This is a genomic window from Fodinicurvata sp. EGI_FJ10296 (genome assembly GCF_040712075.1).
Lineage (GTDB): Bacteria > Pseudomonadota > Alphaproteobacteria > DSM-16000 > Inquilinaceae > JBFCVL01.
Genome location: NZ_JBFCVL010000007.1, coordinates 71,634 through 98,411, shown reverse-complemented (window position 1 = coordinate 98,411; position 26,778 = coordinate 71,634). Strand labels below are relative to the sequence as shown.

Sequence of the window (26,778 nt, the reverse complement as noted above, 5' to 3'; positions counted from 1 at the left end):
ATCGTCGGGCGGTGGAATGAGTGGGCAATACGGAAGGACTATGAATGAAATCCCTGATACTGGCATTCGGACTTTCCGCGATTCTTGCGGCGCCGGTCTCGGCGATTGCCCAGGGCAACGCCCCCGACATTAACAACGAATACGCCGTGCTTCAGGCGCTCGATAAGATCAGCGCCCGCGTTTCCCGTATCGTCACGCGGGTTGGCGAGCCGGCGACGTTCGGGTCTCTTACGATCCATGCCCGCGCCTGCAGGACACGGCCTCCGGAAGAAACGCCCGAGAACGCGGCGTTCCTGCAGATCGTCGACAACCCGCCAGAGGAGGAAGAGGCCCTTGTCTTCTCCGGCTGGATGTATTCCTCGTCGCCCGCGGTTTCGGCCCTCGACCATCCCGTATTTGACGTCTGGGTCGTTGCTTGCGCCGACGAGCCGCCGCTCGAAGACGAAGATTTTGGCGACACGGAACGCGGAACGGTTTCACTACCGAACTCGCCACCGCTGCCCCAGCAGCCGCCGGAGCAGACGCCCGACCGTCCGGAGCAGTAATGGAGTGGATGCCGGTCAATCCGATGGGGTGCCAGGGCTCGCAGCAATACCGGGGCGCGGCAGCGTCCCGGCCGATGGCCAGACGCCGGGGCAGTCAAGGCACTCGGTGAGCAGCGCCCGGTAATCAGCGCGGGGCATCTCCCGAGCACCGAACTGGCAAAGATGTTCTGTCACGAACTGGGCGTCAAATAGCCGAAAGCCGCCGGCGCGCAGGGTTTCGACCAGCCGAACGAGACACATCTTGCTCGCATTGGTCCTGCGAGCGAACATGCTTTCCCCGAAGAAAGCAGCGCCAAGCTTGATCCCATAGATGCCACCGACCAGCTCGGGACGGTCACGGCCATGCTGCCAACACTCGATGCTGTGCGCATGGCCCTGCACATGAAGCTCATGGTACAGATTGCGAATGGGTCGGTTGATCCAGGTCGAGCGCCTGCCGGGCGCCGGTGCGGCGCACCCTGCCATCACGGCGTCGAAGGCGAGGTCTATTGTAAAGGTCAATGTGGTCTTGCGAAGAGCCTTTGCCAGCGACCTTGGCACGTGGAAGCCGTCGTCCAGAGGGATGACGCCGCGGATATCCGGGTCGATCCACATCAGTTCAGGGTCGTCCGCGCTTTCGGCCATGGGAAACAATCCCACGGAATATGCCTTCAGGATCAGTGAGGGTGTGATGACAGGCCCGGTGCGTGCCTCGGCGCCGGAAGCGTCATATTCCGGCGGACCTTCGTCTGCCGCGTTGTCGCTCACGTCGGATCCTCGTTTCCGTTGCGGCTGGGGCTGGTCGGACGGTATTGCCGCTCCAGCCCGTCAGCCCGCCTGCTTATGACTTGTGAGTCATGACTTGCGATCGGCCAGAACTCTTTCAAGCCAATGGATGTTGTAATCGCCGCGTATGAATTCCGGTTCCCTCACCAGGCGATGATGCAGCGGCAGCGTTGTGTCGACACCCTCGACAACGAACTCCTCAAGAGCCCGCTTGAGCCTCATGAGGCACTCGTCGCGGTTGGCGCCATGGACAATGAGCTTCGCCAGAAGGCTGTCATAGTGCGGCGGAATCTTGTATCCGGCATAGATGGGACTGTCGATACGAACGCCCAGGCCGCCCGGCACATGGAGATTGGTGATCGTTCCCGGACATGGAGCGAATGTCTCCGAGTTCTCGGCGTTCACCCGGCATTCGATGGAATGGCCCTGAAACACGATATCCTCCTGACGGAAGGATAACGGCAGTCCGGCCGCGACGCGAATTTGCTCGCGCACCAGATCCACGCCCGTGATCATTTCCGTGATCGGATGCTCGACCTGGAGGCGCGTATTCATCTCGATGAAATAGAAATTGCCGTCCTCGTAAAGGAATTCCATCGTCCCGACGCCGCGATAGCCAAGTTCGCGTGCCGTCTTGGCCGCGAGATTGCCGATGTATTCGCGCTCATCCGCCGAAAGGCTCGGCGAAGGGGCTTCTTCAATGACCTTCTGGTGACGGCGCTGAACCGAACAGTCGCGCTCGCCCAGGTGGACGCAGTTGCCGTGCTGGTCGGCGATGATCTGAACTTCGATGTGACGCGGCTTTTCGAGATACTTCTCCATGTATACAGCGTCGTCCCCGAACGCCGATCGTGCCTCGGATCGTGCTTCGTCGAAGGCGTCCTTAAGATCGTCCGGCCCGCGGGAAACCCGCATACCGCGCCCGCCGCCGCCCGATGCGGCTTTGATCAGCACGGGGTAGCCGACAGTGTCGGCCAGTGACTGCGCATCCTCGAAGTCGGTGATCGCGCCTTCCGAGCCCGGAACGACCGGTAGGCCTGCCGCCGTCACCGCGGATTTCGCGGAGATCTTGTCGCCCATGATACGAATGTGTTCAGCTGTCGGTCCGATGAAGGCGAACCCGTGCTCCTCGACCATCTGGGCAAACGACGCGTTCTCGGCCAGGAAGCCGATGCCGGGATGAATGGCGTCGGCGCCGGTAATAGCGGCGGCCGACAGTATCGCCGGCACGTTGAGATAGCTCTCTCTTGCCGATGGCGGTCCGATGCAGACACTTTCGTCGGCGAACCGCACGGCCATACCGTTGGCGTCGGCCGTGGAATGGACGACCACGGTCGATATGCCCATCTCGCGGCAGGCCCGATGGATCCGCAACGCGATCTCGCCGCGGTTCGCGATCAGGATCTTTTCAAACATCGATATCTCCGATCCGTGCCGCCGTCACTCGATTGCCAGTAACGGTTCACCGAACTCCACAGGTTGCGCATCGCTAACGAAAATTTCACGGACCGTTCCGGCCTTCGGTGCGCGGATCGGATTCATAACCTTCATCGCTTCCACGATCAGAACGGTCTGTCCGGCCTTGACGGCGTCACCGACCGAAACGAACGGCTTGGCTCCCGGTTCCGATGCCAGATAGGCGGTTCCCACGATCGGCGACGTAACCGCGCCAGCTGGCGGGCCGGCGGGCGTTTCTGCCTTCGGCGGTTCCGCGGGAGCGGCCGCCAGTTCCGGGACAGCGGGCGTGGCCTGAATCTGTACGTGCCGAGCCACACGAATGCGACTCTCACCCTCGGCGTACTCAATTTCGGTCAGGCCGCTTTCTTTCAGGATTTCCGCGAGGGTGCGGATCATGTCCCCGTCGATATTGAATTGCGTCATATTTCTCACTCTTTTTCCGCGATCAACCGAGCCACTGCATCGAGCGCCAGCAAGTATCCCTGGCTGCCGAACCCGCAGATCATACCGGTCGCCGCCAGGCTTATGTAGGAGTGGTGCCGGAACGATTCACGGCTGTGTATGTTAGTCATGTGAACTTCCACGACGGGAAGGTCGCACGCCCGCAACGCGTCGAGGATTGCAATCGAAGTATGCGAATAGGCACCCGCGTTGATAATAATGCCGTCATGGTTCGATCTTGCTTCATGGGTCCAGCTGACGATCTCACCTTCGTGGTTCGTCTGGCGGAAATCGCATTCCAACCCCAATGTGGCACTACGCTCTGCGCAGGCCGCCTCGATATCCCCAAGCGTTTCTGTGCCGTAGATGTCGGGCTGGCGTACGCCGAGCAGATTGAGATTGGGACCATTGACGATCATGATTGTCGCGGCATTCGGCATTGCCGTTATTCCTATCCGGCCAAGCTCCGAGGCAGCCCGCATTCCTGCAGACGCTACGCCGAAGTGGGGCGGCCCCGAACTGGATCACACGAAGTTGGATCGCACGACGTTCTATCATGCGAATTCCCGCGGGTTATACCATGTCTGTACTCCCTCGCAATGGCCCCTCGATGTCAGGAGATATCAGGCTAATGCTAATAGTTGTTTAATGGAAGTCTATTCAATCTATAAGGGTATCCGCGATACTCCGTTTCGTCAGCACAGGTTGGCGGAAGGCGACCATTGGGCTAAACTCTCACCGTACAACGCTGGTATCGGCGCCGCGCGGGCGGCGTCCCGCACCGACAGCGCAGGTGCTCTTTCGTATCCTGCCTTCCCTCGAAAACCGGAAGCCCGATGAAATTATTTACGTACTTCAGATCTTCAGCCGCTTTCAGGGTTCGTATCGCGCTGCTGCTCAAGAATGTCGAACACGAAGCCGTGTACGTCCATCTTCGAAAGGGCGAACAAAAAGCGCCGTCCTATGCGGCGCTGAACCCCCAGAAATTCGTGCCGTCCCTGATCGACGGCCCCGAGGTCCTGAACCAGTCGATGGCCATCATCGAATACCTCGAAGAAAAGTATCCGGATCCGCCCTTACTGCCAAAGGATACGCTCGCCCGGGCGCGGATACGCTCCATTGCCAGCACCATCGCCTGCGACATTCACCCTCTCAACAACCTGAGGGTGCTGGAATATTTGAAGGACGAAGCCGGCCTGCCGCAGGAAAAGATCGACGCGTGGTACCGTCACTGGATTGATGAAGGCTTCTCGGCATTGGAAGCAATTCTCTCGAAGTCGGATGAAACGGGCACCTTTTGTCATGGCGGTCACCCCACCGTTGCCGATATTTGCCTGGTCCCTCAGGTCTATAATGCCCGACGCATGAATATCGATCTGACGGCATATCCGACCATCACCGCAATCAACGACACTTGCATGGGATTGCCGGCTTTTGCTTCCGCGGCACCGGACGCCCAGCCGGATGCCGATTCCTGAGTCCCGCGGCTCAGGACTGGATCAAGGGTGACAGGGGCTCCGACTTTCGTCGGCACCCCTGACCCTCCCCCAGGCTTTTCTGGCAATCCTTCTGCGGCCTGCGGCCGATTATTGCTGGCACTCAAGACAAAACGCGAATGCGGCGGAACGGACCACCGTCCGCCCCGCCGCATCAGACCCGCATCCGGGATTACAGATCGGCGCGCCGTCGGCGGCGCCGGTTGATCAGCCTCTTGCCGCCCACCAGCCGCGACGCGGCTTTTTGGCATCGCCCTGATCAGAGTGCCCCCGATCAGAGTGCCCCTGACCAGACTCACTTTGACCAGAACCACTCTGTGCTGCTTCGGATTTGGCCTCGCCATCAGACGCTGCCGGGGTGTCCGCATTGGCAGCTTTGCCTGCGCGGGACCGGCTGCGCCCGGGGGCTTTTGCTGCCGATGGCTTCGGTTCGCCTGCGTCGTCGTCCTTCGTTGCAGTCGAGCCCGTCTTTTTCGACGCTGCAGCGCGCTTGGTGGTACCGGTTGAAGCGGTTTTCCCGGTGGCCTTGGCACTGGCCGTGCCGCTCTTGCTGCGTGTCGTCGCCTTCTTTGCGGGCGCTTTGGTCGCTTTCTCCTGTCCATCGGCCTCGGCGGCTGAAGCTGCCGAGGCCGGGCCGTCAGATGCGCCAGCGTCGTCTCCCGAACCGGATGCAGCAGCGGCTTTGGTGGATTTTCTCGGTGCCCTGCTACGCTTCGGTTCGGCCGGTGCCTCGGTATCGGTCGTCGTCGCCGCCTTGCGGCTTCTTGACTTCCTCGCCGTCGTCTCTCCGGTCTTGGTTTCGCCCGTCTTTTCCTCCGGCGTCTTTGCTGCAGCCCGCTTTCTGGGCGCCCGAGGCTTGGCTTTGGGTTTTGCCGGAGCCTCCTCGGGTTGCGTCCCGGTCTGCAGGTCCGCCGGCGCAGTGTCCGAGGAACCCTCGGCCGGTTCGGTCACAGCACCGCTGATGGCGGTAGCTGATTCCGGGGAGCCTGAGGCGGATTCCGCCGCTGCTTCGTCGACCTGTGGCTCTGACGGTTCGGGTGTCCGATCCTGCCGCTGGAGGGTCTCAGTCTCCTCGGAGGCCGGCTTCAGCGGCTCAACTGGGATCTCCGCAGCCGTGACGCCGTCGCCATCGTGGAGATCAGCGTCGCGATCGCCGCTGGCGAACTCTGCAGATGCCGCCACATCGTCGTCTTCCTCCTCGACGCCGTCCTCGTCACGCCGCCGGCCGGACCGCCGCCGCCCGCCGCGTTTGCCGCGCCGTCGCCGCCTGCGCTGACGTTCCTCTTCGGTTTCATCTTCATAGGCCCCACTGGACGAGGGGAAGACTTCACCGATCTCGTCATCGTCGGCGTTCTCGTCGACGGGCAGAACATTCTCGGCGTCATCGAGAGTGCTGATGTCAGACCGGTGCTCTTCCGCCCGATAGGATTCGGCCGGAGTAGCAGTCGGAACATCGTCACGGGCAACCGAGGTGCTGGCTGCCGCCTCCGCCGCCGCTCGGCGACGCGCCCACCAGCCGCCGGGTGGCCGCTGTCTCTCGCCGCCGACCGGCTTGTCGTCGTCTTTGCGATCGGCTGCCGGGGCCCGAGTGTCCACGGCGTCGGCGCCCATCCGGGCTTCCTGGGCAGGACGCGGGGGCTCGGTCGGGTGAGGGATCGGCGCCTGGACAGGCGCTGCGGCGATGTCGTCCGCGGTCGGGCCGGACGTTGCGTCCTCTGCTCGCTCCTCCTGCCGTTCCTCGGTGTTTTCCTCCGGTCGATCATCACGCCGCCGCCGGCGAGAGCGTGAGCGGCGTTTGCGCTTCGAGCGACCCTCGGCACCGGATTCGTCGCCGTTCTGGCCGTCGGACGGTCTGGCGCTTTCGGTGTCATCGGACTCTTCAGCCGCATCCGGGGCCAGGATCGGGGCCGGGGCGGACGCGCCAACCGGGACGATGTCCTCGCCGTCGAGTTCTTCGTCCACCAGCTCCTCGTCCGCCTGTGCCGCCTGCTTTTCGATCAGTCGTTGTTCGGCGGCGGCGGCGGCGGCGCGGGCTTCGGCGGCGGCGATTTCCTCAGCCGATCGTGCCTGGACCTGATCAATCCGGTGTTCGGGCGGTATGAGGGTGTCGTCGCGCGCCAGAATGACCGAAAAGGCGTAACGTTGTTCGATTTCGGTCAGTGCCGCACGCTTGTCGTTCAGGACGAAAAGCACGACGTCCGTCGCGGCCGAAACCCGGACCACGGCCGATCGGCTTCGGATGCCTTCTTCCTCGATCGCCCGCAGCAGATGCAGCGCGGAGCTGCTGAGCGACCGCGTGAGACCGGTACCGTTGCAGCGCGGGCAGGGTTCGAAATGGGTCTCGGTCAGACTGGGGCGCAGCCGCTGGCGCGACAGCTCCAGCAAGCCGAAAGCGCTGATCCGGCCGAGCTGAATTCGGGCCCGGTCCTGTCGCATCGCTTCTTTCAGGCGCCGTTCGACCGCCGCATTGTGCCGATCGTCTTCCATGTCGATGAAATCGATGACAATCAGGCCGGCCAGATCGCGGAGCCGGAGTTGTCTGGCGATTTCATCGGCTGCTTCGAGATTCGTCTTGTAGGCCGTTTCCTCGATATTGCGCTCACGCGTCGACCGGCCGGAGTTGACGTCGATCGCGACCAACGCTTCGGTCGGGTTGATGACGACATAGCCGCCCGATTTCAACGCGACGGTCGGGCTGTGCATGGCGTCGATCTGGCTTTCGACTGCATAGCGCTGAAAGAGCGGTATATGCCCATCCCGGTACGGCTTGACCCGCCGGGCATGGCTGGGCATCAGCATCTTCATGAAATCCTTGGCCGTGCGATAGCCTTCCTCGCCAGCGACCTGGATGTCGTCGATGTCTTTGGTATAGAGGTCGCGTTCGGCCCGTTTTATGAGGTTCGCTTCTTCGTAAATCAGCGTCGGCGCCGTGCTTTGCAGCGTGGTTTCGCGGATGTTGTCCCAAAGCCGCAGAAGATAGTCGAGATCGCGCTTGATCTCGGCCTTGGTGCGTTCCAGGCCGGCCGTGCGCAGGATGACGGCCATGCCCTCCGGGATCATCAGATCATCAAGGATGCTTTTGAGGCGCTTGCGGTCCTTTGGCGAAACGATCTTTCGGCTGATGCCGCCGCCGCGCGGCGTGTTCGGCATCAGGACACAGTAACGGCCCGCCAGAGACAGATAGGTCGTGAGCGCGGCACCCTTGTTGCCGCGCTCCTCTTTCGTGACCTGAACCAGAAGAATCTGACGCCGTTTGATGACTTCCTGGATCTTGTAGCTGCGCTTCGGACGGACGGGTCCGGTCTGCGCGGCTTCGTCGATGTCGTCGCCGCCGACAGTTTCGATATCCTCGTCGTCGTCATCGTTGTCGCCGCCGTTCTGCTGCGACTTCTGAGCCGATCTTGAGCCGCGCCGGCCGTCGTCCTCGTCTCGGGGATCGCCAAACGGATCATCCTGATCGATCGCGTTGCCTTGGGCCGCGGCCTGGCGCGCCGCTTTGCCGGCCTCGGCGGCAGCCTTCGATTCTTCTTCGATCAAGGCTTCGCGGTCGGCGACGGGAATTCGATAATAGTCCGGATGAATTTCGGAGAAGGCCAGGAAGCCGTGCCGGTTTCCGCCGTACTCGACAAAGGCTGACTGAAGGCTGGGCTCAACCCGCGTTACTTTTGCAAGGTAGATATTGCCCTTCAGTTGCTTCTTGCTTGATGTCTCAAAGTCGAATTCGTCGAGCTTATTACCGTCAAGTACGACGACGCGGGTCTCCTCGGGATGAGACGCGTCTATAAGCATTCTCTTAGTCATGAACGATCCTTACGACGCAACCGCCGACAGCCGTGCGACACGACGGAGCCGACAACGCGTCATTGGCTTAGGGGGGTATGCGGATCGGCAGGCCGAACTCGGAACGGCGCTGTGACAGCAAGCCAGGACCGATACCAGCCGTCTCCGGACATGGCGCCGCCCATAAACAGGAAGCGTCAGGTCAACCCCGGTTACACCGTTACCTTTCACATGTGTGCCGTCGCCTGTCGGCGGACGGACTTGCCCCAGCCCTTTGATCCGGCCAATCGGCCGTAACGAAGTCGATCGCGTCGGGGTGATGGAAGCCCCGGTCGAAATCATCGGCAGGCACACGGTGATCCTGGAAGAAAGGACGCTACCGCTGCATTCTGCGGCGATTTTGTCCGTAACTCTGGATCCCAGGGCAATCTCCGGTACAGAATACCGAAACGCCAACCGGAGGCCGGCACACATACTATGTCGCAAAGTGACAATAGACGTTGAGTGCCGGTTCCACAATGTCCGAATTCACTGAAAACAAAGTCGATTCGGGTTCAGCCGAACGCCGGGCGCCGTGCCGGAACGCTGTGATCGCTCGATAGTGTGGCGCGCCACACTATCGGGGCGCTGGCGGTGCGGCGAATCGCCTGAAGCCGGCAGCGATCGCCATCGCGATCCCGGCGAGCGGCGAATGACTTGTGTTCATATTGTCGCCTATGGATCAAGCGTTACATTACCTTTTCGATTGAAGGTACTGATTTTCTTCTATAATAAGGGAGGTATATCCAATGGCGAGGTAGCATGGGCAGGCCAGGATTGCTGATAACACTCTTGGTAGCGGTCCTGTCGGGACTCGCTGCCTTGCCGCCGGTGTCGGCGCTTGGCCAGTCGGCAAACGCGACTGGTTCGGGGGCAGCTGCGGTCGTGACGGCTCAGCGGATGGGTGATCACGGCGACCGGACCCGTTTTGTCCTCGAAATGAGTCGCGAGCGGGCGTTCTCGATCCTCACGCTCAGCGATCCCGATCGAGTTATTCTGGATTTTCCCGCAACCGACTGGCGCGCCGCCTCCGAGGGGCCGGGTATCGGTCTCGTTGGCCGGTTCGAGGTGGGGCGCTCGCCGGACGGCGCACGCCGCGTTCTTCTGACGATGACAGAACCGGTTGCCATTTCGGACGCCTTTTTCATCCCCGCCCGCGACGAGGGTCCAGCACGTTTCGTGCTCGATCTCGTCGAGAAACCGGCGGAGACCGGCGCCTGGACGGCCGACGGAGGAGAAGCCGACGGGACACGGCACGGCAGTTCGCCGGCCGCCGATGCGGCGTCGGAAACCGCTTCATCGCCCCGTACTCCGCCGCGCGCTCCTCCGGATATTCCCGAGTTTCCGATCCCGGATCGTCGTCCCGACGTTGACGGGGCAGGGGCAGGGGCAGATGGCGCGACGGACGGCAATCGGTCCGGCGGTACCGTCGCCGTTTTCGAGTCGTCGGACGGTAGCGCTACGACCGCGCCACGCCGCCGCATCGCAGCCGTAGCGCCGGTATCACGGCAGGTAGCTGCGGATATGCCTGATCTCGGTGGACTGCCGCTGCCGCCGATTCGACCTGCCGTGATGTCGACGGCTGACGGGGGGGGGCCGGAGGGTGAGGGTCGGAGCGTTGGGCAATCCGGACCGGTCGCAGTGGACGGCGTTCCATTCGATGTTCCGATGCCGCCGATACGGCCCAATCGACCGGCCGTGCGCACAGTCGTGATCGACGCCGGGCATGGCGGTATCGACCCCGGGGCAGTCGGCGTTTCCGGCACTATGGAGAAAACGATTGTTCTCAGGGCGGCACGAATGCTGCGCGAGGCGCTTCTGGACCGGGGGGGCTACAGGGTCGTCCTGACCCGTGACGGTGACGAGACCCTGCGGCTGCGCGACCGGGTCCGGATCGCCCGTCAGGCTGACGGCGACCTGTTTCTCTCGCTTCACGCCGACAGCATGGAGAACCAGAACGTTCGTGGCGCGTCGGTCTACACCTTGTCCGAGGTTGCTTCCGACCGGGAAGCCGAAATGCTTGCCGCCCGGGAAAACCGCGCGGATGCCCTTGCCGGCGTGGTGCTCGATCCAACCGACGATATGGTCGCGTCGATTCTCATCGACCTGGCCCAGCGTGACACCAAGAATCAATCCCGCCTGATCGCGGATCATCTGGTGACGGCGCTGGGCGGCGTGACGCGCATGCTGTCGAATTCTCACCGACAGGCCGGTTTCGCGGTACTGACGGCGCCGGATGTCCCCTCCGCCCTGGTGGAGCTGGGCTATCTGTCGAATGTGGAGGACGAGCGCCAGTTGAGTGACACGGCCCATCTGGAGGCCATGATTGAAACCATCGCCGGCGCAGTGGATGACTATTTCAGGGCCCCCAATCTGGCGGGACTGGCCCGGCGCTAGATTGAACGGGTGCTGGATGGGCCTCAGCGCATCCGCTGGTTCGACACGGCACAGGGTGCTGTGACATCGGGGCACTCATGGCACTCATACTTCCCTGACGACTTGACCGCGCGCAATCGGCAGGGCACTTCGGGGTCAGGTCTTCAGCGACTGGTGCTTCCGCTGGTCATGAACGGGTCACAATCGCGCGCTACCCAGTCCGGATGTATGATGCGAATCGGTCCGGTCCGACTCTGTCTGATGCAGGCGGTATGGGGTGGAACGGCTTTGGTTCGGGAGGCTTGCAGGTCTGGCCGGGAGTGATCGGACGGTAGTTACATAGTCGGAACGGTGGATAGAACGGCATGCGCATTCTGGGTTGGTTTATATCTTCACTACTGATCGTCACCGTCGTCGGCGGTGCCGCCGCCTATGGGGCGCTTAGCCATTTCAGCTTGAGGTTGCCTGACTATCGGCAGCTCGCCGACTACGAGCCGCCGGTAACAACCCGCTTTCATGCCAGTGACGGCCGGCTGCTGGATGAATTCGCGATCGAGAATCGCCTTTTCGTGCCGATCAATGTCATTCCCGAGCGCGTGCGCCAGGCATTTATTGCCGCGGAAGATCAGAATTTCTACGGCCACAGCGGCATCGATCCGACCAGCCTGGTCCGGGCCGTCGTCACCAACATCCGGAACATTGGCAGCGGCCAGCGCCCGGAGGGAGCGTCCACGATCACGCAGCAGGTGGCGAAGAACTTTCTGCTGACATCGGACGTTACCCTTGATCGCAAGATACGCGAGGCACTGATTGCTTTGCGCATGGAGCGGACGTTCTCCAAGGACCAGATCCTCGAACTCTATCTGAATCAGATTTATCTGGGCCGCGGCGCCTATGGTGTGGCTGCGGCATCACTTGCGTATTTCAACCGCTCGCTCTCGGAACTGAATCTGGAAGAAATCGCCTATCTGGCAGCCCTGCCGAAGGCACCGAACAATTACCATCCGACCCGGCGTACCGAAGCGGCCGTCTCCCGGCGCAACTATGTCCTGAATCGCATGCTTGACGACGGCTACATCACCGAAGATGAGCATGCCGAGGCCGTGGCCGCGCCCCTGGAAGTGACCAATCAACTGCGGCAGGACGTGGTCCGCGCGGATTACTTCAGCGAGGAAGTCCGACGGATCGTTCAACGGATATACGGCGACACCACCCTGTATGAAGGCGGGCTATCGGTCCGGACGACGGTCGATCCCTTTTATCAGCGGGTGGCGGGCCAGGCCCTGCGCAACGGTCTGGTCGACTACGACCGGCGGTTCGGATGGCGCGGACCGATTGCCAATATGGCGGATTTCGATGCCTGGCCCGAGCAACTGCGCGATATCAGGGCCAACGACGAGGACGCGGCCGGGATAGAGGATTGGCGGCTGGCCGTCGTTCTTGAAATCGATGCCGACGGTGCGCTGATCGGGTTCGAGGATCGCAGCCGCGGCTGGATGGATCTGGAAAGCGTGTCCTGGGCCCGGCCGCACCGTGGCGACGGGCGGTCCCCCGGGCCAGCGCCGCAGTCGGTCGAGGACGTGCTCGCCCTTGGCGATGTTGTCGCCGCCGATGCCTCTGTAAACCGGCCGGATTATCGAGCCGCCCCCCGCGACGAGGAGGCGAGCGAGGCGGTTGCGGAAGGCGACCTGATCCCGCGTTTCGCCCTCAGGCAGATCCCCGAGATCGAAGGCGCGGTCGTTGTCATGGATCCGCATACGGGACGCGTGATGGCGACGACGGGCGGGTACAGCTTCGAGCGATCCGAGTTCAACCGCGCCACCCAGGCAGAACGTCAGCCCGGCTCCGCCTTCAAGCCCTTTGTCTACCTCGCAGGGCTCGAAGCGGGGCTGACCCCGAGCACGATCCTCTATGACACGCCGGTCGCCATCAGCCAGGGGGCGGGTCAGGGACTGTGGCGACCGACTAACTATGGCGGCGATTCTCTCGGGGCGGCGCCGATGCGCGTCGGCCTGGAACGTTCGCGCAACCTCATGACGGTTCGGCTGTTGCAGGAAGTCGGTCTGGAGCGGGTGCGCGAGGTTGCGAGCGAATTCGGCATCTATGAAGAAATGCCGCTGCTGTACTCGATGGCGCTCGGGGCCGGCGAAACCACGCCTCTCGATTTGACAGCGGCCTATGCCATGCTCGTCAACGGCGGCCTGCGGATCGAACCGACATTCATCGACCGCATTCAGGACCGGACTGGCCGGACGATCTATCGACATGACGAACGGGGCTGCAATGACTGCACGAACGTCGCATGGAATGGTCAGGAAACACCGGCACTGCCCGACGACCGCGAGCGTGTGGCGGATCCCGTAAGCGCGTATCAGGTCGTCTCGATGATGGAAGGCGTCATTCAGCGGGGTACCGGCCAGCGGCTCCAGTCGATCGGCAAGCCGCTTGCCGGCAAGACCGGGACGACCAACGACGTTCGCGACGCGTGGTTCATCGGATCGACACCGGATCTGGTCGTTGGCGTTTTCGTGGGTTACGACGCGCCGCATTCGCTGGGCGAGGGGCAAACGGGCAGCAGCGTGGCGTTGCCGATCTTCGGTGAATTCATGGAGACGGTCCTGGACGGCCAGCAGGTGCCGCCATTCCGCATTCCGCAGGCAGCCAACCTGATTCGCGTCAATCCCCGGACAGGCCAGCAGGCGAGTTCCGGAGAGCCGTTCATATGGGAAGCCTTTCAGGCCGGCAGCGGCCCGTCGACGGCCGGTACGATCGGTGGTGTGTCGGACTTCACGGCCCCAGGCGACGACAACGATGGCGGGTTCACCGGCGGGGGCACGGGCGGCCTTTACTGAAGGCTGCTTCGGCGCTATCAATCGGGCGTGACGGGATAATCCCGGGGCCGCTGGCACCGGCAACGGGTGGCTGTCCCGTCGTCCTGCCCGATCCGTTTCACTTCCAATCCTATCGCTGGGGAGAACGCCATGCGCGCCGAACTGCAAGCGGTCGTCAACGACATCGAAGGGTCGTTGGCGCTGCTGAGGAGGTCACTTTGACGTCGATCAATCAACGCTGCGTCTGGACGAACTGAACGCACTGGTCGAGGACCCTGATCTCTGGAACGATCCCGATTCCGCACAGACTCTGATGCGGGAACGTACGCGTCTGGAAGATTCGCTGGGCGCCTATCACGAACTGACGACGGCGCTGTCCGACGCGGTTGAGCTCATTGAAATGGCCGAAGCGGAAGGCGACGACGACACGCTTGCCGCCGCCGAAGCAGATCTCAAGGCTTTGAAGTCCCGGGCCGACGGACTCGAACTCGAAGCGCTCCTGTCCGGAGAGGCCGATAGCAACGATTGCTATCTCGAGGTGAATGCCGGCGCCGGCGGTACCGAAGCTCAGGACTGGGCCCGTATGCTGCTGCGCATGTATGTTCGCTGGGCCGATCGGCGCAAGTTCAAGACCGAACTGCTGGAAGAAAGCGCAGGCGAAGAAGCGGGAATAAAATCGACGACGCTGGTCATTCGCGGCCACAATGCCTATGGCTGGCTCAAGAGCGAACAGGGTGTGCACCGGCTTGTCCGGATCAGCCCGTACGACAGCCAGGCCAGGCGTCACACCAGCTTTGCCTCCGTCTCGGTGTCGCCGGTCATCGACGACACCATCACGGTCGAGATCGAAGACAAGGACCTGCGGATCGATACCTATCGCGCCTCGGGTGCGGGCGGACAGCACGTCAACAGAACCGACAGCGCGGTACGTATCACGCACGTTCCGACCGGCATCGTGGTGCAGTGTCAGAACGACCGGTCGCAGCACAAGAACCGTGCGACAGCTTTCGACATGCTGCGGGCGCGGCTATACGAACGCGAACTGAAGATGAAGGAAGAGGCCGCCCAGGCGCTGGCCGACGAGAAAACGGATATCGGCTGGGGCCACCAGATCCGATCCTACGTCCTGCAGCCCTATCAGATGGTCAAGGATCTGCGCACGAACGTGGAGTCCGGCAACCCGCAGGCTGTCCTCGACGGCGCGATCGACCCGTTTCTTGAGGCCGCTCTGGCCGCCAAGGTCGAGACCACGGCATCGGCGGATTCCGCCTGACCGACATCCGGATCAGTTGCCCGCCGCTTATGCGGCGGGCATTTCGTGTCGTCTGAAGACGACGGTCAGATTGTTGGCCGGCATCGGCACGACGGCGTCGATCGTGAAACCGCACTCGGCGGCCAGCGGTGCCACCTCGGTATCGAGACACCGCAGGCCCCAGCGCTCGTCCTGGCTGCGAAGCTGAGCATCGAAGGCGGCGTTCGACTGTGCCGTATGGTCGCCGTTGCGCTTGAAAGGGCCATAGAGAATGATGGGGGCGCCGACATCCAGCAGCCGCGCGGCGCCGGCAAACAGACCCTCCGTCGCGGGCCATGGCGCGATGTGGATCATGTTGCTGCAGAAAATCGCATCGGCTTCGTCAATCGGCCAGTCGTGTTCCGCCACATTCAGGTAGAGCGCGGGCCGTATCGTCAGACAGCGGCTTTCGCGGGCATGTTCGTCGATATCGACCAGGGCGTCCATGTCAGCCTCGCTCGGTTGCCAGACGATACCGGGGCCGAGGCGCGGCGCCATATAGGCTGCGTGCTCGCCGGTGCCGCTGGCAATCTCCAGGACGAGCCCTGCGGATGGCAGCGCGGTTCTGAGAACATCGAGGATCGGCCGTCTGTTGCGGGCGGTTGCCGGCGCATGCCGCCGTGGCCTGTGCAAAGACATCTCCCACCTCCGGCCCTTTATCACGATGGCTTCGAATATCAGGAAGCCGGCCCTGCGGCAAGCCGAAGCCGGATCCGGGCGATCGCGGCACCCGCGCGGAGACCAACAGCCATCCCGCGTTGACAGCCTTGTGCCGGGTCGCCACGATGCCTCATACCGACACATAAGAGCAGGCATCCGGCACTGGGAAACGGAAAGCCCGGAGCCGGCAATCAACACAGCAAGGGAGAGGAAAGTCGATGCGAGGCAAGGCATGGGGGGCGGCTCTGTTGGCCGCCGGGACGATCGCCGCCGGTACGAGCGGCGCCGGCGCCGATGAAATAACGCTGAGATTCGGACATTTCTGGCCGGCGGGGGCGGGACCGCATGCCGATTTTGCCCTCGACTGGACCGAACAGGTGGCGGCCTGCGCCGATGGCGCCGTCAATTTCGATTTTCATACCGGCGGTTCGCAGCTCGGCAACGTCACCCGGCTGGAAGAATACCTTCGCGCCGGACTTCTGGATATCGCGCATGGCCTGAACCACCTGCCGCGTGGCCGATTCGACGCCGCGACCGTCATCGATACGCCGTTGCTGGCCCGAAGTGCCTACGCAAACTCCAATGCGCTGTGGTCGTTGTTCGAGGAAGGGCTGATTTCCGAGCCCTATGAAGGGCTGAAGGTTCTGGCGCTTCATGCGCATGATGCCGGGCTGATCCACACTGCCGGAACGCCTGTACGGACACCGGCCGATGCGGCGGGACTTCGTATCAGAACGCCCGCGCCGTCGGTGGCCCTCATGATCGAGAGCCTGGATGCCGTCCCGGTGGGCGTCCCGCCGACAGAGACATACGAAACTCTGGCGCGCGGCATCGCCGACGGAACGGTCTTCCCGTATGAGGCCGTGTTCGGATTCAATCTCGCCGAAGTCCTCGACTACCACTCCGAAATTGGGCTCTACACGACCTCCTTCTGGTTCGCCATGAACGAGGATGCCTATAATGGTCTGCCCGACACGGTCCGCGACTGCGTCGACGAAGCGTCCTACCGACCGCTCGCGTCGCGTTTCGGCGAGGAATACTGGCCAAGCTGGGACGAACCCGGGAAGGAACTGGCGATTGCCGAAGGCAACGAGATCATCGAGCTGACCGAAGAGGAGCAGGCTCTTTGGCAGGCGCATTTCGAACCGGTCGCCGAAGAATGGCTTGACAGCCTTCAGGCCGAAGGTGTCGACAACGCGCATGAAATCTATGCACGGGCGCAGGAACTGGTCGCCGAATACCAGGCCGAGTACGAAAGCCGGTAACAGCCGGTCGGGAAGGGGGCATCGATGGCGCCGTTAGCGGCATTCGTCCGGGCGGCCGACCGGCTGGCAGTCATGCTGGCCGTGCTCGGCGCTCTCTGCCTGGGCGCGGCGGCGGCGGCGACCGTCGCCGATGTCATCGTCCGCCCCTTTGGTCTGGGGCTGCGGGGTGTGGTCGATATCGTCCAGCTCTGCGTCATGACGGGTGTTTTCCTGGGGATGCCCTATACCTTTTTTTCCGAGGGGCATGTCAGGGTGGAACTTCTCCTTGAAGCTTTGCCGACGAGACTGCGCAAGGGTTTGCTAACGATCGTGGATCTGGTCGCGATCGCCTTTCTTGTCCTGTTGTCCCTGAAGACCTTCGAGGGCTTTGAAAGCGCGCTTGCCCGCAATGACATCTCCATGAACATCGCGCTGCCCATGGCGCTGTTCTGGGGGCCGATGGCGGCCGGGTTGGCGCTTTCGGTCCTGACCTCCGCCGCTCTCGTCTTCAAGCGACTTTTGAACATTCCGACGCCCGAACGGGAACAGGCCGAAGTATGAGCGATCCCGTAATCGGCCTGCTGGGCTTTCTCGTCGCCCTTGTGCTGGCTTTTGTCGGTGTGCCGGTGGGGCTGGCCATGGCCATGGTCGGCGTGGCCGGGTTCACGATCCTGAACGGTCCCATGGCTGCCGGCTTTGCGCTGAGTGTTGCGCCCTTCGAAGCCGTCTTCCCCTATAGCCTGTCGGTGGTACCGCTGTTCGTGGCCATGGGGGTCTTTGCGGCGCGGTCCGGCGTATCGCGTGGCCTGTTCGACATGGCGAATGCCGTCGTCGGCCGTCTGCGCGGCGGTGTCGCGATCGCGACGATCGGCGCCTGTGCGTTGTTCGGTGCGATCTGCGGCTCGTCGCTCGCCACCGCCGCCACCATGGGACGGATCGCCGTGCCCGAGATGCGGCGCGTCGGCTATGCCGACAGCATCAGTGCCGGAACGGTTGCCGCTGCGGGAACCCTGGGCGTTCTGATACCGCCATCCGTCCTGCTGGTGATCTATGCCCTTCTGACGGAAACATCGATCGGGCAGCTCTTCATCGCCGCGCTGATTCCGGGGCTGCTGGCGGTGGCGCTCTATGTTCTGGCGGTGGTCATCACCATACGGATCCGCCCGAACCTGGTCCGTGACGCCCCGCCCGGACCGGCCGTCGACTGGTACAAGCTGGGTCTGGACGTCATGCCAGCCCTGCTTTTGTTCGCGGTTGTGATCGGTGGGCTCTATCTCGGCCTGTTTTCGCCGACCGAAGCCGCCGCTATCGGGGCGACGGGCGCATTTCTGCTGGCGCTGGCCAAGCGTATCAGCGCGTCCGACCTGTTGAGCGCCGCTCTGGAGACAGTGCGAACCTCGGCAATGATCTTCTTCATTCTGATCGGGGCGGCCCTGTTCAATTTCTTCCTCGAAAGCACCGGCCTGAGCGGGCTGATGAGCGGCTGGATCGGGCAGTCGGATCTGTCGCCGATATCGGTCATGCTGATCATTCTGCTGTTCTATGTCGTGCTGGGCTGCTTCATGGACGCGCTGTCCATGATCCTGCTGACCATTCCGGTTGTGTTTCCGCTGGTCACGGGGCTCGGATTCGACCCGATCTGGTTCGGCATCATCGTCGTCTCGGTTGCCGAGATCGGGCTGATCACGCCGCCGATCGGCATCAATCTCTTCATCATCCAGGGTGTCGTTTCCCGGCTCCGGCAGGCGGATGTGATGCGCGGGGTCATCCCCTTCATCGTCGCCGATATCGTGCGTATACTTCTGCTTGTCGCGTTTCCGGGTCTGGTGCTGCTTTTGCCCTCGATGATGTAGTCACGGCCGATACCAGGATTTGAATCCGGCGCCATGAATGACGATATCGTACGGGACTGCGCTGCGGAGGCGCCGCGCAGATAGCAAAGAGGAACTTTCATGGTGCAAAACGGCGGGTTTCAGGGATTCGGATATCGTGTCGTCAGGCTCCCGCGCTGGGCGGCTTTCCTGATCGTCGCGGCGTCGGTACTGGTGGGTCTGTTGTTCATGGTGCTGGCCGCCGGTATCGCGTTGATCGTCGTGCCGGTGGTTCTGGTTGCAGGCGCGATCGCCGCATGGTTCGGGCGCCGCCGCAACGGCAATTTCAACGCCGGTCATCATCGCTCGGGACATAGCGCAGCCGGCGGCGGCGATGTCGTTGAGGGTGAATATATCGTCCTTGACCGTGACCGCACCAATGGCGGCTACGGCCGGCGCTGAATGCCAACCTCCGGACCTCCTGCCGGTATGACCGCGGATTGACGCTCACAGTGCTGGAATCCGGCTGGCGCGTATGATACGCGATACTGCGTCCCATCGGTTGCGGCAGTATTGTTCCCGATCATGACATCGCGATCCTCCATGGCCATCGAGGCCACCGGCCTGGTTAAGGCATTCGGCTCGACGCGGGCCGTCGACGGTATCGATCTGTCGGTCGGGCAGGGCGCCATCTATGGCGTGCTGGGGCCCAATGGTGCCGGCAAGACGACGACCGTCCGCATGCTGGCGACATTGCTGCGGCCGGACGCGGGCCGCGCCGTCGTTCTGGGGCACGATCTGGTGCGCGAGCCCCAGCGCATCCGGCGACGCATTAGCCTGACAGGCCAATTCGCCTCGATCGACGAGGATCTGACTGGCGCGGAGAACCTTGTTCTCCTCGCCCGGCTGCTGGGGTTTCCCCGCGCCTGGGCGAAGAAGCGAGCCGTCGATCTGCTCGACGCGTTCGACCTTGGCGACGCGGCCGGTCGGCAGGTCAAGGCGTTTTCCGGCGGCATGCGCCGGCGCATCGATATCGCTGCCAGCATTCTCGCCACTCCGGACCTGCTTTTTCTGGATGAGCCGACAACCGGCCTCGACCCCCGCAGCCGTAACGACGTGTGGGAAATCGTCCGTGCGCTGGCGGCCGCGGGCACGACGGTGATGCTGACGACGCAGTACCTGGAGGAAGCGGACCAGTTGGCCGACCGGATCGCGGTCATCGACCGTGGCCGCGTCATCGCCGAGGGGACGAGTGCGGAACTCAAGGCCTCGGTCGGCACGGGCGTTCTGCATATCCGGCTGAAGAATGCCGGCGACCGGCCGGCGGCCATGGCTCTGGTGACCGAGACGCTCGGCGCCGATATCACCATACACACCGACGCCGATCCCAGAGTAATGGCGATCCAGCTGACCGATCCCGACGCGGCGGTGCCGGTCCTGAACCGTCTGTCCGGGGCGTCGCTGCCGCTATCGGGCTTCTCGCTCGGTCAGCCCAGCCTGGATGAGGTCTTTTTCGCCCTGACCGGACACGGTGCGGTTGATGGTCCGACGGACTCCGGGTCCGATTCCGGAACCGACTCCGAAACCGGCGGATCGCGGGGGGCTGCATGACGGACCAAAACAATCGTATGCGCACGCTGCTGTCAGCGGACCGGCCGGTGCCGCCGTCACGCGTTGCCAATGTCATGACTTTCGCCTGGCGGGCGCTGCTGAAAATCAAGCACATGCCCGAACAGGTGTTCGACGTCGTGGTCACGCCGGTCATGTTCACCGTGCTGTTCACGTATCTGTTCGGCGGCGCGCTGGCCGGATCGGCCGGTGCTTATCTGCAGTTTCTGCTGCCCGGCATTCTCGTGCAGACGGTCATGTTCACTTCGATTTATCTCGGCTTCACGCTGAACACGGATCTGTCGAAGGGCATCTACGACCGCTTCAAATCGATGCCGATCTGGCGGCTGTCGCCGATCGCCGGGGCCATGACCGGCGACATCGCGCGATATTCCATCTCGGCGGCAATTGTCTTCGTGATCGGTTTCGGCCTCGGCTATCGCACAGAGGCCGGCATTACCGGAATCGTTGCCTCGATCGTTCTGCTTAACGTCTTCGCCCTCGGATTCAGCTGGATATTCACGCTGATTTCGCTGGTCGTGCGCACGCCGTCGACGGTCATGACGCTGGGCTGGCTGGTCCTGATGCCGATGACTTTCGTGTCGAATGTCTATGTCGATCCGGCGACGATGCCTGGATGGCTGCAGTCACTGGTGGCGGTCAACCCGGTTTCGCATGTGACCACAGCGATCCGGGGGCTGATGGCGGGAGCGGCCGATATCGGCGAGATCGGACTGGCCCTCGCATCGCCGCTGGCCGTTGCCGCCGTCTGCGCGCCGATCGCCGTGCGGCTCTATAATCGCGAACGCTGACCGACAGGGGCCCGATTACTGCCGCCAGAGCCCAATCAGGCGGCGGCAGTCTTGCCCGCCAGGATCGTACGGCGCGCCAGGACGGCGAGCAGGTCGGAGCGCGTGACGATGCCGACCAGACGGTCGCCCCCGGCCTCGCCCCCGATCCCGACCTCGACCACTGGGGCGGCCTGTACGCCGTCATCGGCAAGCAGCGTGACGAGGACGCCGATCCCATCGGCCGGTGCGACGCTGATCGGTCTGACGGTCATGATGTCTTCGGCCCGGGGCTCTTTGTGCCGATGGCCGTTCGGCCATCCGCGCTGGATGAAATCGTTCTGGGTGATGATGCCACAAAGACGGTCCTGCTCGCCCAGGACCGGCAATGTCTTGAAGCGATGGCGGCGAAACAGGTCGGCCACCTGAACAAGCGGCGCGTCGCGCCCGACAGAGACGACGTCGCGCGACATCACATCGCTGCAGGTCAGCCCGTCGAAATGGCGGCGGGCCGCTTCTTTCTCAGCCGCCGCCAGCACCCGTCCGAAATCTTCCGCGCCGATATTCGGCGACAGGTTATGGTGCGACAGGATCGAGGACAATTCCTCCGGCCCGAGCCCGAGACGACGATCGGGGGCCCGATCGGCTGTCGCATGGCTGTTTCGCGGGTTCGGTTGCCGAAACGGATATTTGCGGCCGGTCAGGCGGTTATACCCAATGCCGAGTCCAACAAGAATGGCCGAATCGACGAGAACCGGCGTCAGAACGAACTTGTATCCAAGATCGGCGACCTCCGGCGCGGCGAGAATCGCAGACAACGCCACGGCGGCCCCCGGCGGATGAAGGGCGCGGCAGAGGGCCATCAGCACCATGGCCCCGGCGACGGCCAGCCCGGCTGCGATTTCAATCGGGATGTCGAGAAGAATGATGGTTACCGCGACGCCAGCCGACGCGCCATTGCCGACGATGACCGACCAGGGCTGGGCCAATGGTGAATTCGGTACGGCGAAGATCAGAAATGCCGACGCGCCCAGGGGGGCGATCAGCCACAAATCGAGGCCGTCGCGAAACACCGTATCCGCACCGATCAGGATAAGGCCACACAAAACGAGCGCCAAACCTGCGCCGACCGCAGCGCGTGCCGGCTCGAACCCCTTTGGTTGCCCCATGACCGGCCCGAAGGCTTGTAATCTTCGATAAATTGTCAGTAATGTTCTGCTGCGCGCAGCCAATAAGATATTCGACATTTGTAATTGAGCTTTAATATCCAGATCGTGAATTTCGGGAATTCGAGTGTTTTTCAGGCGGGCGCCGGGAAATGAGCCTGGTCGCTTTGGATGATTAGGCGCGAATGCACTCGTTCAAAGAGGCCGACACTTGCCGACCCCTGTTCGGTCAGGATAGCGAGAATGACGCCAATGCGCAACGGCGGTGGGGCGCCTAATCGGAGGCAGGAGCGTCACCGGGGCGTCAAGGGCGGTCCGGCCCCGACCAGAAGCGGCATTGTCCGCTGGACGCCGAGCCCGCGCTGTGGTCGTCTCGGGCTGGCCTAGCGCCGAGGGACAATGACTGAGGAGAGCCGACCCATGAGCCCGTCGGACCGGAGAGCCCCCACGAATGCCGAGGACCTTCTCGCGTTGCTGCGCGAGCGGGATCTGCCCCATGTCAAGGTCGGGGCGTTCGATGTCGATGGTATCTTCCGCGGCAAATATATGAGCCGGAAGAAGTTCGAGGGGTCGCTGGAGAAAGGCTTCGGATTCTGCAATGTCGTCCTTGGCTGGGACAATAACGACCAGCTTTACGATAATGTTTCCGTTGCCGGTTGGCACAACGGGTATGAGGATGCCGGCCTGCGCCTCTTGCCCGAAACGACGCGGCTGATCCCGTTCGAGGACGATCTTCCACTGGTTCTGGGCGAATTCACCGGCGTCTACGAAAGTGTGTGTCCGCGCGGTGTCCTGCGCCGGGTACTCGATCGGGCGGCGTCGATGGGCTATGACGTCGCCGCGGCGGCGGAATTCGAGTTCTTTGTGTTCGACGAGACGCCCCACTCGATTCGCGAAAAGGGGTACCGCAATCTGCGCACCATCACGCCGGGCTTTTTCGGCTATTCGATGCTGCGCGCCGGCGTGCATGCGGAATTCTACGAGGATCTGCTCGCCACCTGCCGGGCGATGGATATGGAACTGGAGGGCCTGCACACCGAGACCGGACCAGGCGTCCTGGAGGCGGCCCTGACGGTGACCGACGCGCTGACCGCCGCCGACAATGCGGCCCTGTTCAAGACCTTTACCAAAATTCTGGCCCAGCGGCAGGGGTGGATGGCGACCTTCATGGCGAAGTGGTCGCCGGACTGGCCGGGCCAATCCGGGCATCTGCATCTGTCGCTGACCGATAAGGAAACCGGCGCATCGGCTTTTCACGACGCCGACAAGCCGTATCGGATGTCGGACGCCATGCGATGGTTCGTCGGTGGACAGCAGGCGCTGATGCCGGAACTGCTGTCGATGGTCGCATCGACGGTCAACAGCTATACCCGCCTGATCCCCGGCTTCTGGGCGCCGACCGATGCCGCCTGGGGCGTGGAAAACCGGACGACCGCGCTGCGGGTGATCCCCGGTTCTCCGAAATCGCAGCGCGTCGAGTACCGGATTTCGGCGGCCGACATCAATCCGCACATCGCGCTTGCCGCGGCGATCGGGTCCGGCCTATGGGGCATCGAGAACCGTATCGAGCCGGGCGATCCGATCGAGGGCAATGCTTACGAGAAATCGCTGCCCGCCACCCGTGCCTTGCCGCGCACGTTGATGGAAGCGGCCGACCGGCTGAAGGCGTCCGAGCCGGCGAGAATGTTGTTCGGCGACGGCTTCGTCGACCATTTTGCCGCCACACGGCAATGGGAGGAACGGGAGTTCCGGCGGGCTATCACCGATTGGGAAATGGCCCGCTATTTCGAGATCATTTGACGAATCAGAATCCGGCGTGGCGGCCTGACGGCCGGCGCCCCGTCTCAAGGTCGAGTGGCAAGAGAGAGTACAGAAAAATGTCAGAAATCGTCTGCGTTTCCCCCGTTGATGGCCGGGAAGTCGCCCGGCGTCCTGCCGCTTCGGCTTCGGAAATCGAGGCGGCGCTGGCCAGTGCGCGCCGCGCCCAGAAGGAATGGCGTCAGGTGCCGTTGGCCGAACGCAAGGCTGCCTTGCTGCGATTCCTCGATGCAATGAAGTCGATGAAGGACGAGATTGTACCGGAGATGGCCCTGCAAATGGGGCGCCCGGTGCGCTATGGCGGCGAGTTCGGGCCATTCGAGGAACGCATCCGCTATATGGTCGATATCGCCGACGAGGCGCTGGCGCCCGTCGTGCCCAAACCGATGGACGGCTTCCGCCGCTATATCGCCCGCGAGCCGGCCGGCATCGTTTTCGTCGTGGCGCCATGGAACTACCCGTATATCACGACGATCAACACGGTCGCGCCGGCGCTGCTGGCCGGCAATGCGGTCATCCTGAAACACGCCCAGCAGACGATCCTGGTCGGCGATCGCTTTCAGATGGCGGCGGACAAGGCCGGGCTTCCGGCGGGACTGTTCCAGCATCTGGTGCTTGACCACGACGCCGCCGCAAGGATCCTGTCCACGGGGTCGGTCGATCACGTCAATTTCACCGGATCGGTCGCTGGCGGCCGGGCGATTTCGAAGGCATGTGGCGGGACGTTCACCTCGATGGGCCTCGAACTCGGCGGCAAGGATCCCGCCTATGTCCGCCCCGATGCCAATTTCGATGCCACGGTCGCCAATCTGGTGGATGGTGCGTTTTATAACGCCGGTCAGTGCTGCTGCGGCATCGAGCGGGTCTATGTGCACGAAAGCCTCTATGACCGGTTCGTGGAGGCGTTCGTCGCTCAGACCGGCGACTATACCCTTGGAAATCCGCTGGACGAGGCGACGACGCTCGGCCCCATGGCCGCGACGCGGTTCGCCGATGTCGTCCGTGCCCAGACCGCCGAGGCCGTGGCGAAGGGCGCCAGGGCCTGGATCGATCCTGCCCGGTTCGCGGCCTCCCGGGAGGGGACGCCCTATCTGCTGCCCCAGGTGTTGACGGATGTGGATCATTCCATGACGGTCATGCGCGACGAAAGCTTCGGCCCGGTGGTCGGCATCATGAAGGTCAAGGACGACGCCGAGGCGGTCGCCATGATGAACGACAGCCCCTATGGCCTGACCGCGTCGATCTGGACGAGCGACACGGACGCCGCCGAACGGCTCGGCCGCGATATCGAAACCGGCACGGTGTTCATGAACCGCTGTGACTATGTCGATCCGGGTCTGGCCTGGACCGGCGTCAAGGACACCGGACGCGGGGCATCGATGTCGGTGATCGGGTTCGAGATGCTGACCCGGCCCAAGAGCTATCATCTGCGCTCGATCTGACGGCGCGCCGCACCCACTGACTGGATTGGACGAGTACCGCAATGCCGACACTGCGTGGAAACTGGACCTTCCCGACCGCGATCCGCTTCGGCGCCGGCCGGATCGCCGAATTGCCCGACGCCTGCCGTGCGGCGGGCATGAAGGCGCCGTTGCTGGTTACAGACCGCGTGCTTGCCGACCTGCCAATGGTCGGGGCGGCGGTCGATGCCTTGCGGGCGGCGGGGCTCGGTGCGGCCGTGTTCTCCGACGTTCAGGGCAACCCCGTTGGCGCCAATGTCGATGCCGGCGTTGCGGCGCTGAAGGCGGGCGGTCATGACGGCGTGGTGGCGTTCGGCGGCGGTTCGGCGCTGGATGTCGGCAAGGTGGTCGCCTTCATGGCGGGCCAGTCTCGTCCAATCTGGGATTTCGAGGATATCGGCGACTGGTGGACCCGCGCCGATGCGGCCGGCATCCTGCCCATCGTCGCCGTGCCGACAACCGCCGGAACCGGTTCCGAGGTCGGGCGCGCCGGCGTCATTACCCGGGAAGACACCCATACGAAAAAGGTGATCTTCCACCCGAAGATGATGCCGGCCGTCACCATCTGCGACCCCGAACTGACCGTGGGCATGCCGACCGCGATCACGATCGGCACGGGCATGGACGCGCTGGCCCATTGCCTGGAGGCCTATTGCGCGCCCAGCTATCATCCGATGGCCGAAGGCATCGCCGTGGAAGGCCTGCGCCTGGTCAACGACGCCCTGCCGCGTGTGGCCGCCGATCCGACAGATATCGAGGGCCGGAGCCATATGATGTCCGCCGCCGCCATGGGATCGGTCGCCTTCCAAAAGGGGCTGGGCGCGATCCATGCCGTGTCGCATCCGCTGGGCGCCATCCATGACACCCATCACGGCATGACCAACGCCGTGTTCATGCCCTATGTGCTGCGTCTGAACCGGCCGGCGATCGAGGACAAGATCTCGCGCCTCGCGGCATTCCTGGGACTGGAGCCGAGCTTTGATGCCTATCTGGCTCATATTCTGGAACTGCGGGCCAATCTGGGCGTACCGCACACGCTGGCGGACCTGAAGCCCGGCATCGGTGACTTCGAGACCATGGCCGCCATGGCCCCGCACGATCCAACCGCCGGCGGCAACCCGATCGAGGTTACCGAAGCCGTCGCCCTGGACCTCTATCAGCGTGCATCCGAAGGTCGTCTCGACTGACCACCGTCGCTCCC

21 protein-coding genes are annotated in these 26,778 nt (G+C 63.1%); 14 read left to right on the top strand and 7 right to left on the bottom strand.

The features are described from left to right. Positions 1-44: 44 nt before the first annotated feature. Positions 45-545 carry a DUF2155 domain-containing protein gene (locus tag ABZ728_RS16255; RefSeq protein ID WP_366657291.1) on the top strand — a complete coding sequence of 167 codons (501 nt, stop codon included), beginning with the start codon at positions 45-47 and terminating at the stop codon, positions 543-545. 15 nt (positions 546-560) lie between these two features. On the opposite strand, the gene aat is transcribed toward ABZ728_RS16255, so the two are convergent. The 4 genes from aat to aroQ all read right to left on the bottom strand — a co-directional run bounded on the left by aat (position 561) and on the right by aroQ (position 3,649). Continuing rightward, positions 561-1,292, bottom strand: a complete 732-nt coding sequence (aat, locus tag ABZ728_RS16250) for a leucyl/phenylalanyl-tRNA--protein transferase (protein WP_366657290.1) — start codon at positions 1,290-1,292, stop codon at positions 561-563. Between the two features lie 87 nt (positions 1,293-1,379). Next, positions 1,380-2,726 (bottom strand): acetyl-CoA carboxylase biotin carboxylase subunit, encoded by a 1,347-nt coding sequence (accC, locus tag ABZ728_RS16245; protein WP_366657289.1) that lies wholly within the window; start codon positions 2,724-2,726, stop codon positions 1,380-1,382. A gap of 24 nt (positions 2,727-2,750) precedes the next feature. After that, a complete protein-coding gene (gene accB / locus ABZ728_RS16240; protein WP_366657288.1) occupies positions 2,751-3,191 on the bottom strand; it encodes an acetyl-CoA carboxylase biotin carboxyl carrier protein in 441 nt (146 codons plus the stop codon). A gap of 5 nt (positions 3,192-3,196) precedes the next feature. Continuing rightward, positions 3,197-3,649, bottom strand: coding sequence for a type II 3-dehydroquinate dehydratase (gene aroQ / locus ABZ728_RS16235; RefSeq protein ID WP_366657287.1), 453 nt, complete (start codon positions 3,647-3,649; stop codon positions 3,197-3,199). 396 nt (positions 3,650-4,045) lie between these two features. Here aroQ and maiA point away from each other — a divergent pair, with 396 nt between their 5' ends. Beyond that, positions 4,046-4,687, top strand: coding sequence for a maleylacetoacetate isomerase (gene maiA / locus ABZ728_RS16230; RefSeq protein WP_366657286.1), 642 nt, complete (start codon positions 4,046-4,048; stop codon positions 4,685-4,687). Between the two features lie 225 nt (positions 4,688-4,912). Here the strand turns inward: maiA and ABZ728_RS16225 are convergent, their stop codons facing one another. After that, the gene (locus ABZ728_RS16225; protein WP_366657285.1) at positions 4,913-8,506 is read right to left on the bottom strand and encodes an Rne/Rng family ribonuclease; all 3,594 of its coding nucleotides are present in this window, start codon (positions 8,504-8,506) and stop codon (positions 4,913-4,915) included. Positions 8,507-9,301: 795 nt separating this feature from the next. On the opposite strand from ABZ728_RS16225, the gene ABZ728_RS16220 reads away from it, so the two are divergent. The 3 genes from ABZ728_RS16220 (at position 9,302) to prfB (ending at position 15,004) form a co-directional block, all read left to right on the top strand. Next, positions 9,302-10,921, top strand: a complete 1,620-nt coding sequence (locus ABZ728_RS16220) for an N-acetylmuramoyl-L-alanine amidase (RefSeq protein ID WP_366657284.1) — start codon at positions 9,302-9,304, stop codon at positions 10,919-10,921. Positions 10,922-11,265: 344 nt separating this feature from the next. Beyond that, the gene (locus ABZ728_RS16215; protein WP_366657283.1) at positions 11,266-13,752 is read left to right on the top strand and encodes a penicillin-binding protein 1A; all 2,487 of its coding nucleotides are present in this window, start codon (positions 11,266-11,268) and stop codon (positions 13,750-13,752) included. 129 nt (positions 13,753-13,881) lie between these two features. After that, a protein-coding gene (prfB, locus tag ABZ728_RS16210) for a peptide chain release factor 2 (protein WP_366657282.1) occupies positions 13,882-15,004 on the top strand; the annotation gives its coding sequence in 2 pieces (ribosomal slippage) (positions 13,882-13,944 and positions 13,946-15,004; 1,122 coding nt in all). Positions 15,005-15,031: 27 nt separating this feature from the next. Here prfB and ABZ728_RS16205 read toward each other — a convergent pair. Next, the gene (locus ABZ728_RS16205) at positions 15,032-15,661 is read right to left on the bottom strand and encodes a DUF938 domain-containing protein (RefSeq protein WP_366657281.1); all 630 of its coding nucleotides are present in this window, start codon (positions 15,659-15,661) and stop codon (positions 15,032-15,034) included. Between the two features lie 239 nt (positions 15,662-15,900). On the opposite strand from ABZ728_RS16205, the gene ABZ728_RS16200 reads away from it, so the two are divergent. The 6 genes from ABZ728_RS16200 (at position 15,901) to ABZ728_RS16175 (ending at position 21,157) form a co-directional block, all read left to right on the top strand. Continuing rightward, positions 15,901-16,947 (top strand): TRAP transporter substrate-binding protein, encoded by a 1,047-nt coding sequence (locus tag ABZ728_RS16200; RefSeq protein ID WP_366657280.1) that lies wholly within the window; start codon positions 15,901-15,903, stop codon positions 16,945-16,947. 24 nt (positions 16,948-16,971) lie between these two features. Next, positions 16,972-17,487: a TRAP transporter small permease gene (locus ABZ728_RS16195; RefSeq protein ID WP_366657279.1), complete on the top strand. Its 516-nt coding sequence runs from the start codon at positions 16,972-16,974 to the stop codon at positions 17,485-17,487. Further along, positions 17,484-18,779, top strand: coding sequence for a TRAP transporter large permease (locus tag ABZ728_RS16190; RefSeq protein ID WP_366657278.1), 1,296 nt, complete (start codon positions 17,484-17,486; stop codon positions 18,777-18,779). Before ABZ728_RS16195 ends, ABZ728_RS16190 begins: the two co-directional genes overlap by 4 nt. Before the next feature lie 99 nt (positions 18,780-18,878). Then, positions 18,879-19,199 carry a hypothetical protein gene (locus ABZ728_RS16185; protein ID WP_366657277.1) on the top strand — a complete coding sequence of 107 codons (321 nt, stop codon included), beginning with the start codon at positions 18,879-18,881 and terminating at the stop codon, positions 19,197-19,199. A gap of 123 nt (positions 19,200-19,322) precedes the next feature. Continuing rightward, the gene (locus ABZ728_RS16180) at positions 19,323-20,348 is read left to right on the top strand and encodes an ATP-binding cassette domain-containing protein (RefSeq protein ID WP_366657276.1); all 1,026 of its coding nucleotides are present in this window, start codon (positions 19,323-19,325) and stop codon (positions 20,346-20,348) included. Then, positions 20,345-21,157: an ABC transporter permease gene (locus ABZ728_RS16175; RefSeq protein ID WP_366657275.1), complete on the top strand. Its 813-nt coding sequence runs from the start codon at positions 20,345-20,347 to the stop codon at positions 21,155-21,157. The genes ABZ728_RS16180 and ABZ728_RS16175 overlap by 4 nt, the downstream gene beginning before the upstream one ends. 35 nt (positions 21,158-21,192) lie before the next feature. Here the strand turns inward: ABZ728_RS16175 and ABZ728_RS16170 are convergent, their stop codons facing one another. Beyond that, positions 21,193-22,302: an HPP family protein gene (locus ABZ728_RS16170; RefSeq protein WP_366657274.1), complete on the bottom strand. Its 1,110-nt coding sequence runs from the start codon at positions 22,300-22,302 to the stop codon at positions 21,193-21,195. Positions 22,303-22,719: 417 nt separating this feature from the next. On the opposite strand from ABZ728_RS16170, the gene ABZ728_RS16165 reads away from it, so the two are divergent. The 3 genes from ABZ728_RS16165 to ABZ728_RS16155 all read left to right on the top strand — a co-directional run bounded on the left by ABZ728_RS16165 (position 22,720) and on the right by ABZ728_RS16155 (position 26,764). Continuing rightward, positions 22,720-24,099 carry a glutamine synthetase gene (locus ABZ728_RS16165; protein ID WP_366657273.1) on the top strand — a complete coding sequence of 460 codons (1,380 nt, stop codon included), beginning with the start codon at positions 22,720-22,722 and terminating at the stop codon, positions 24,097-24,099. A gap of 77 nt (positions 24,100-24,176) precedes the next feature. Further along, positions 24,177-25,559, top strand: a complete 1,383-nt coding sequence (locus tag ABZ728_RS16160) for an aldehyde dehydrogenase family protein (protein WP_366657272.1) — start codon at positions 24,177-24,179, stop codon at positions 25,557-25,559. 41 nt (positions 25,560-25,600) lie between these two features. Continuing rightward, complete coding sequence (locus ABZ728_RS16155; protein WP_366657271.1) at positions 25,601-26,764, top strand: iron-containing alcohol dehydrogenase; 1,164 nt, start codon at positions 25,601-25,603, stop codon at positions 26,762-26,764. Positions 26,765-26,778 lie beyond the last annotated feature (14 nt).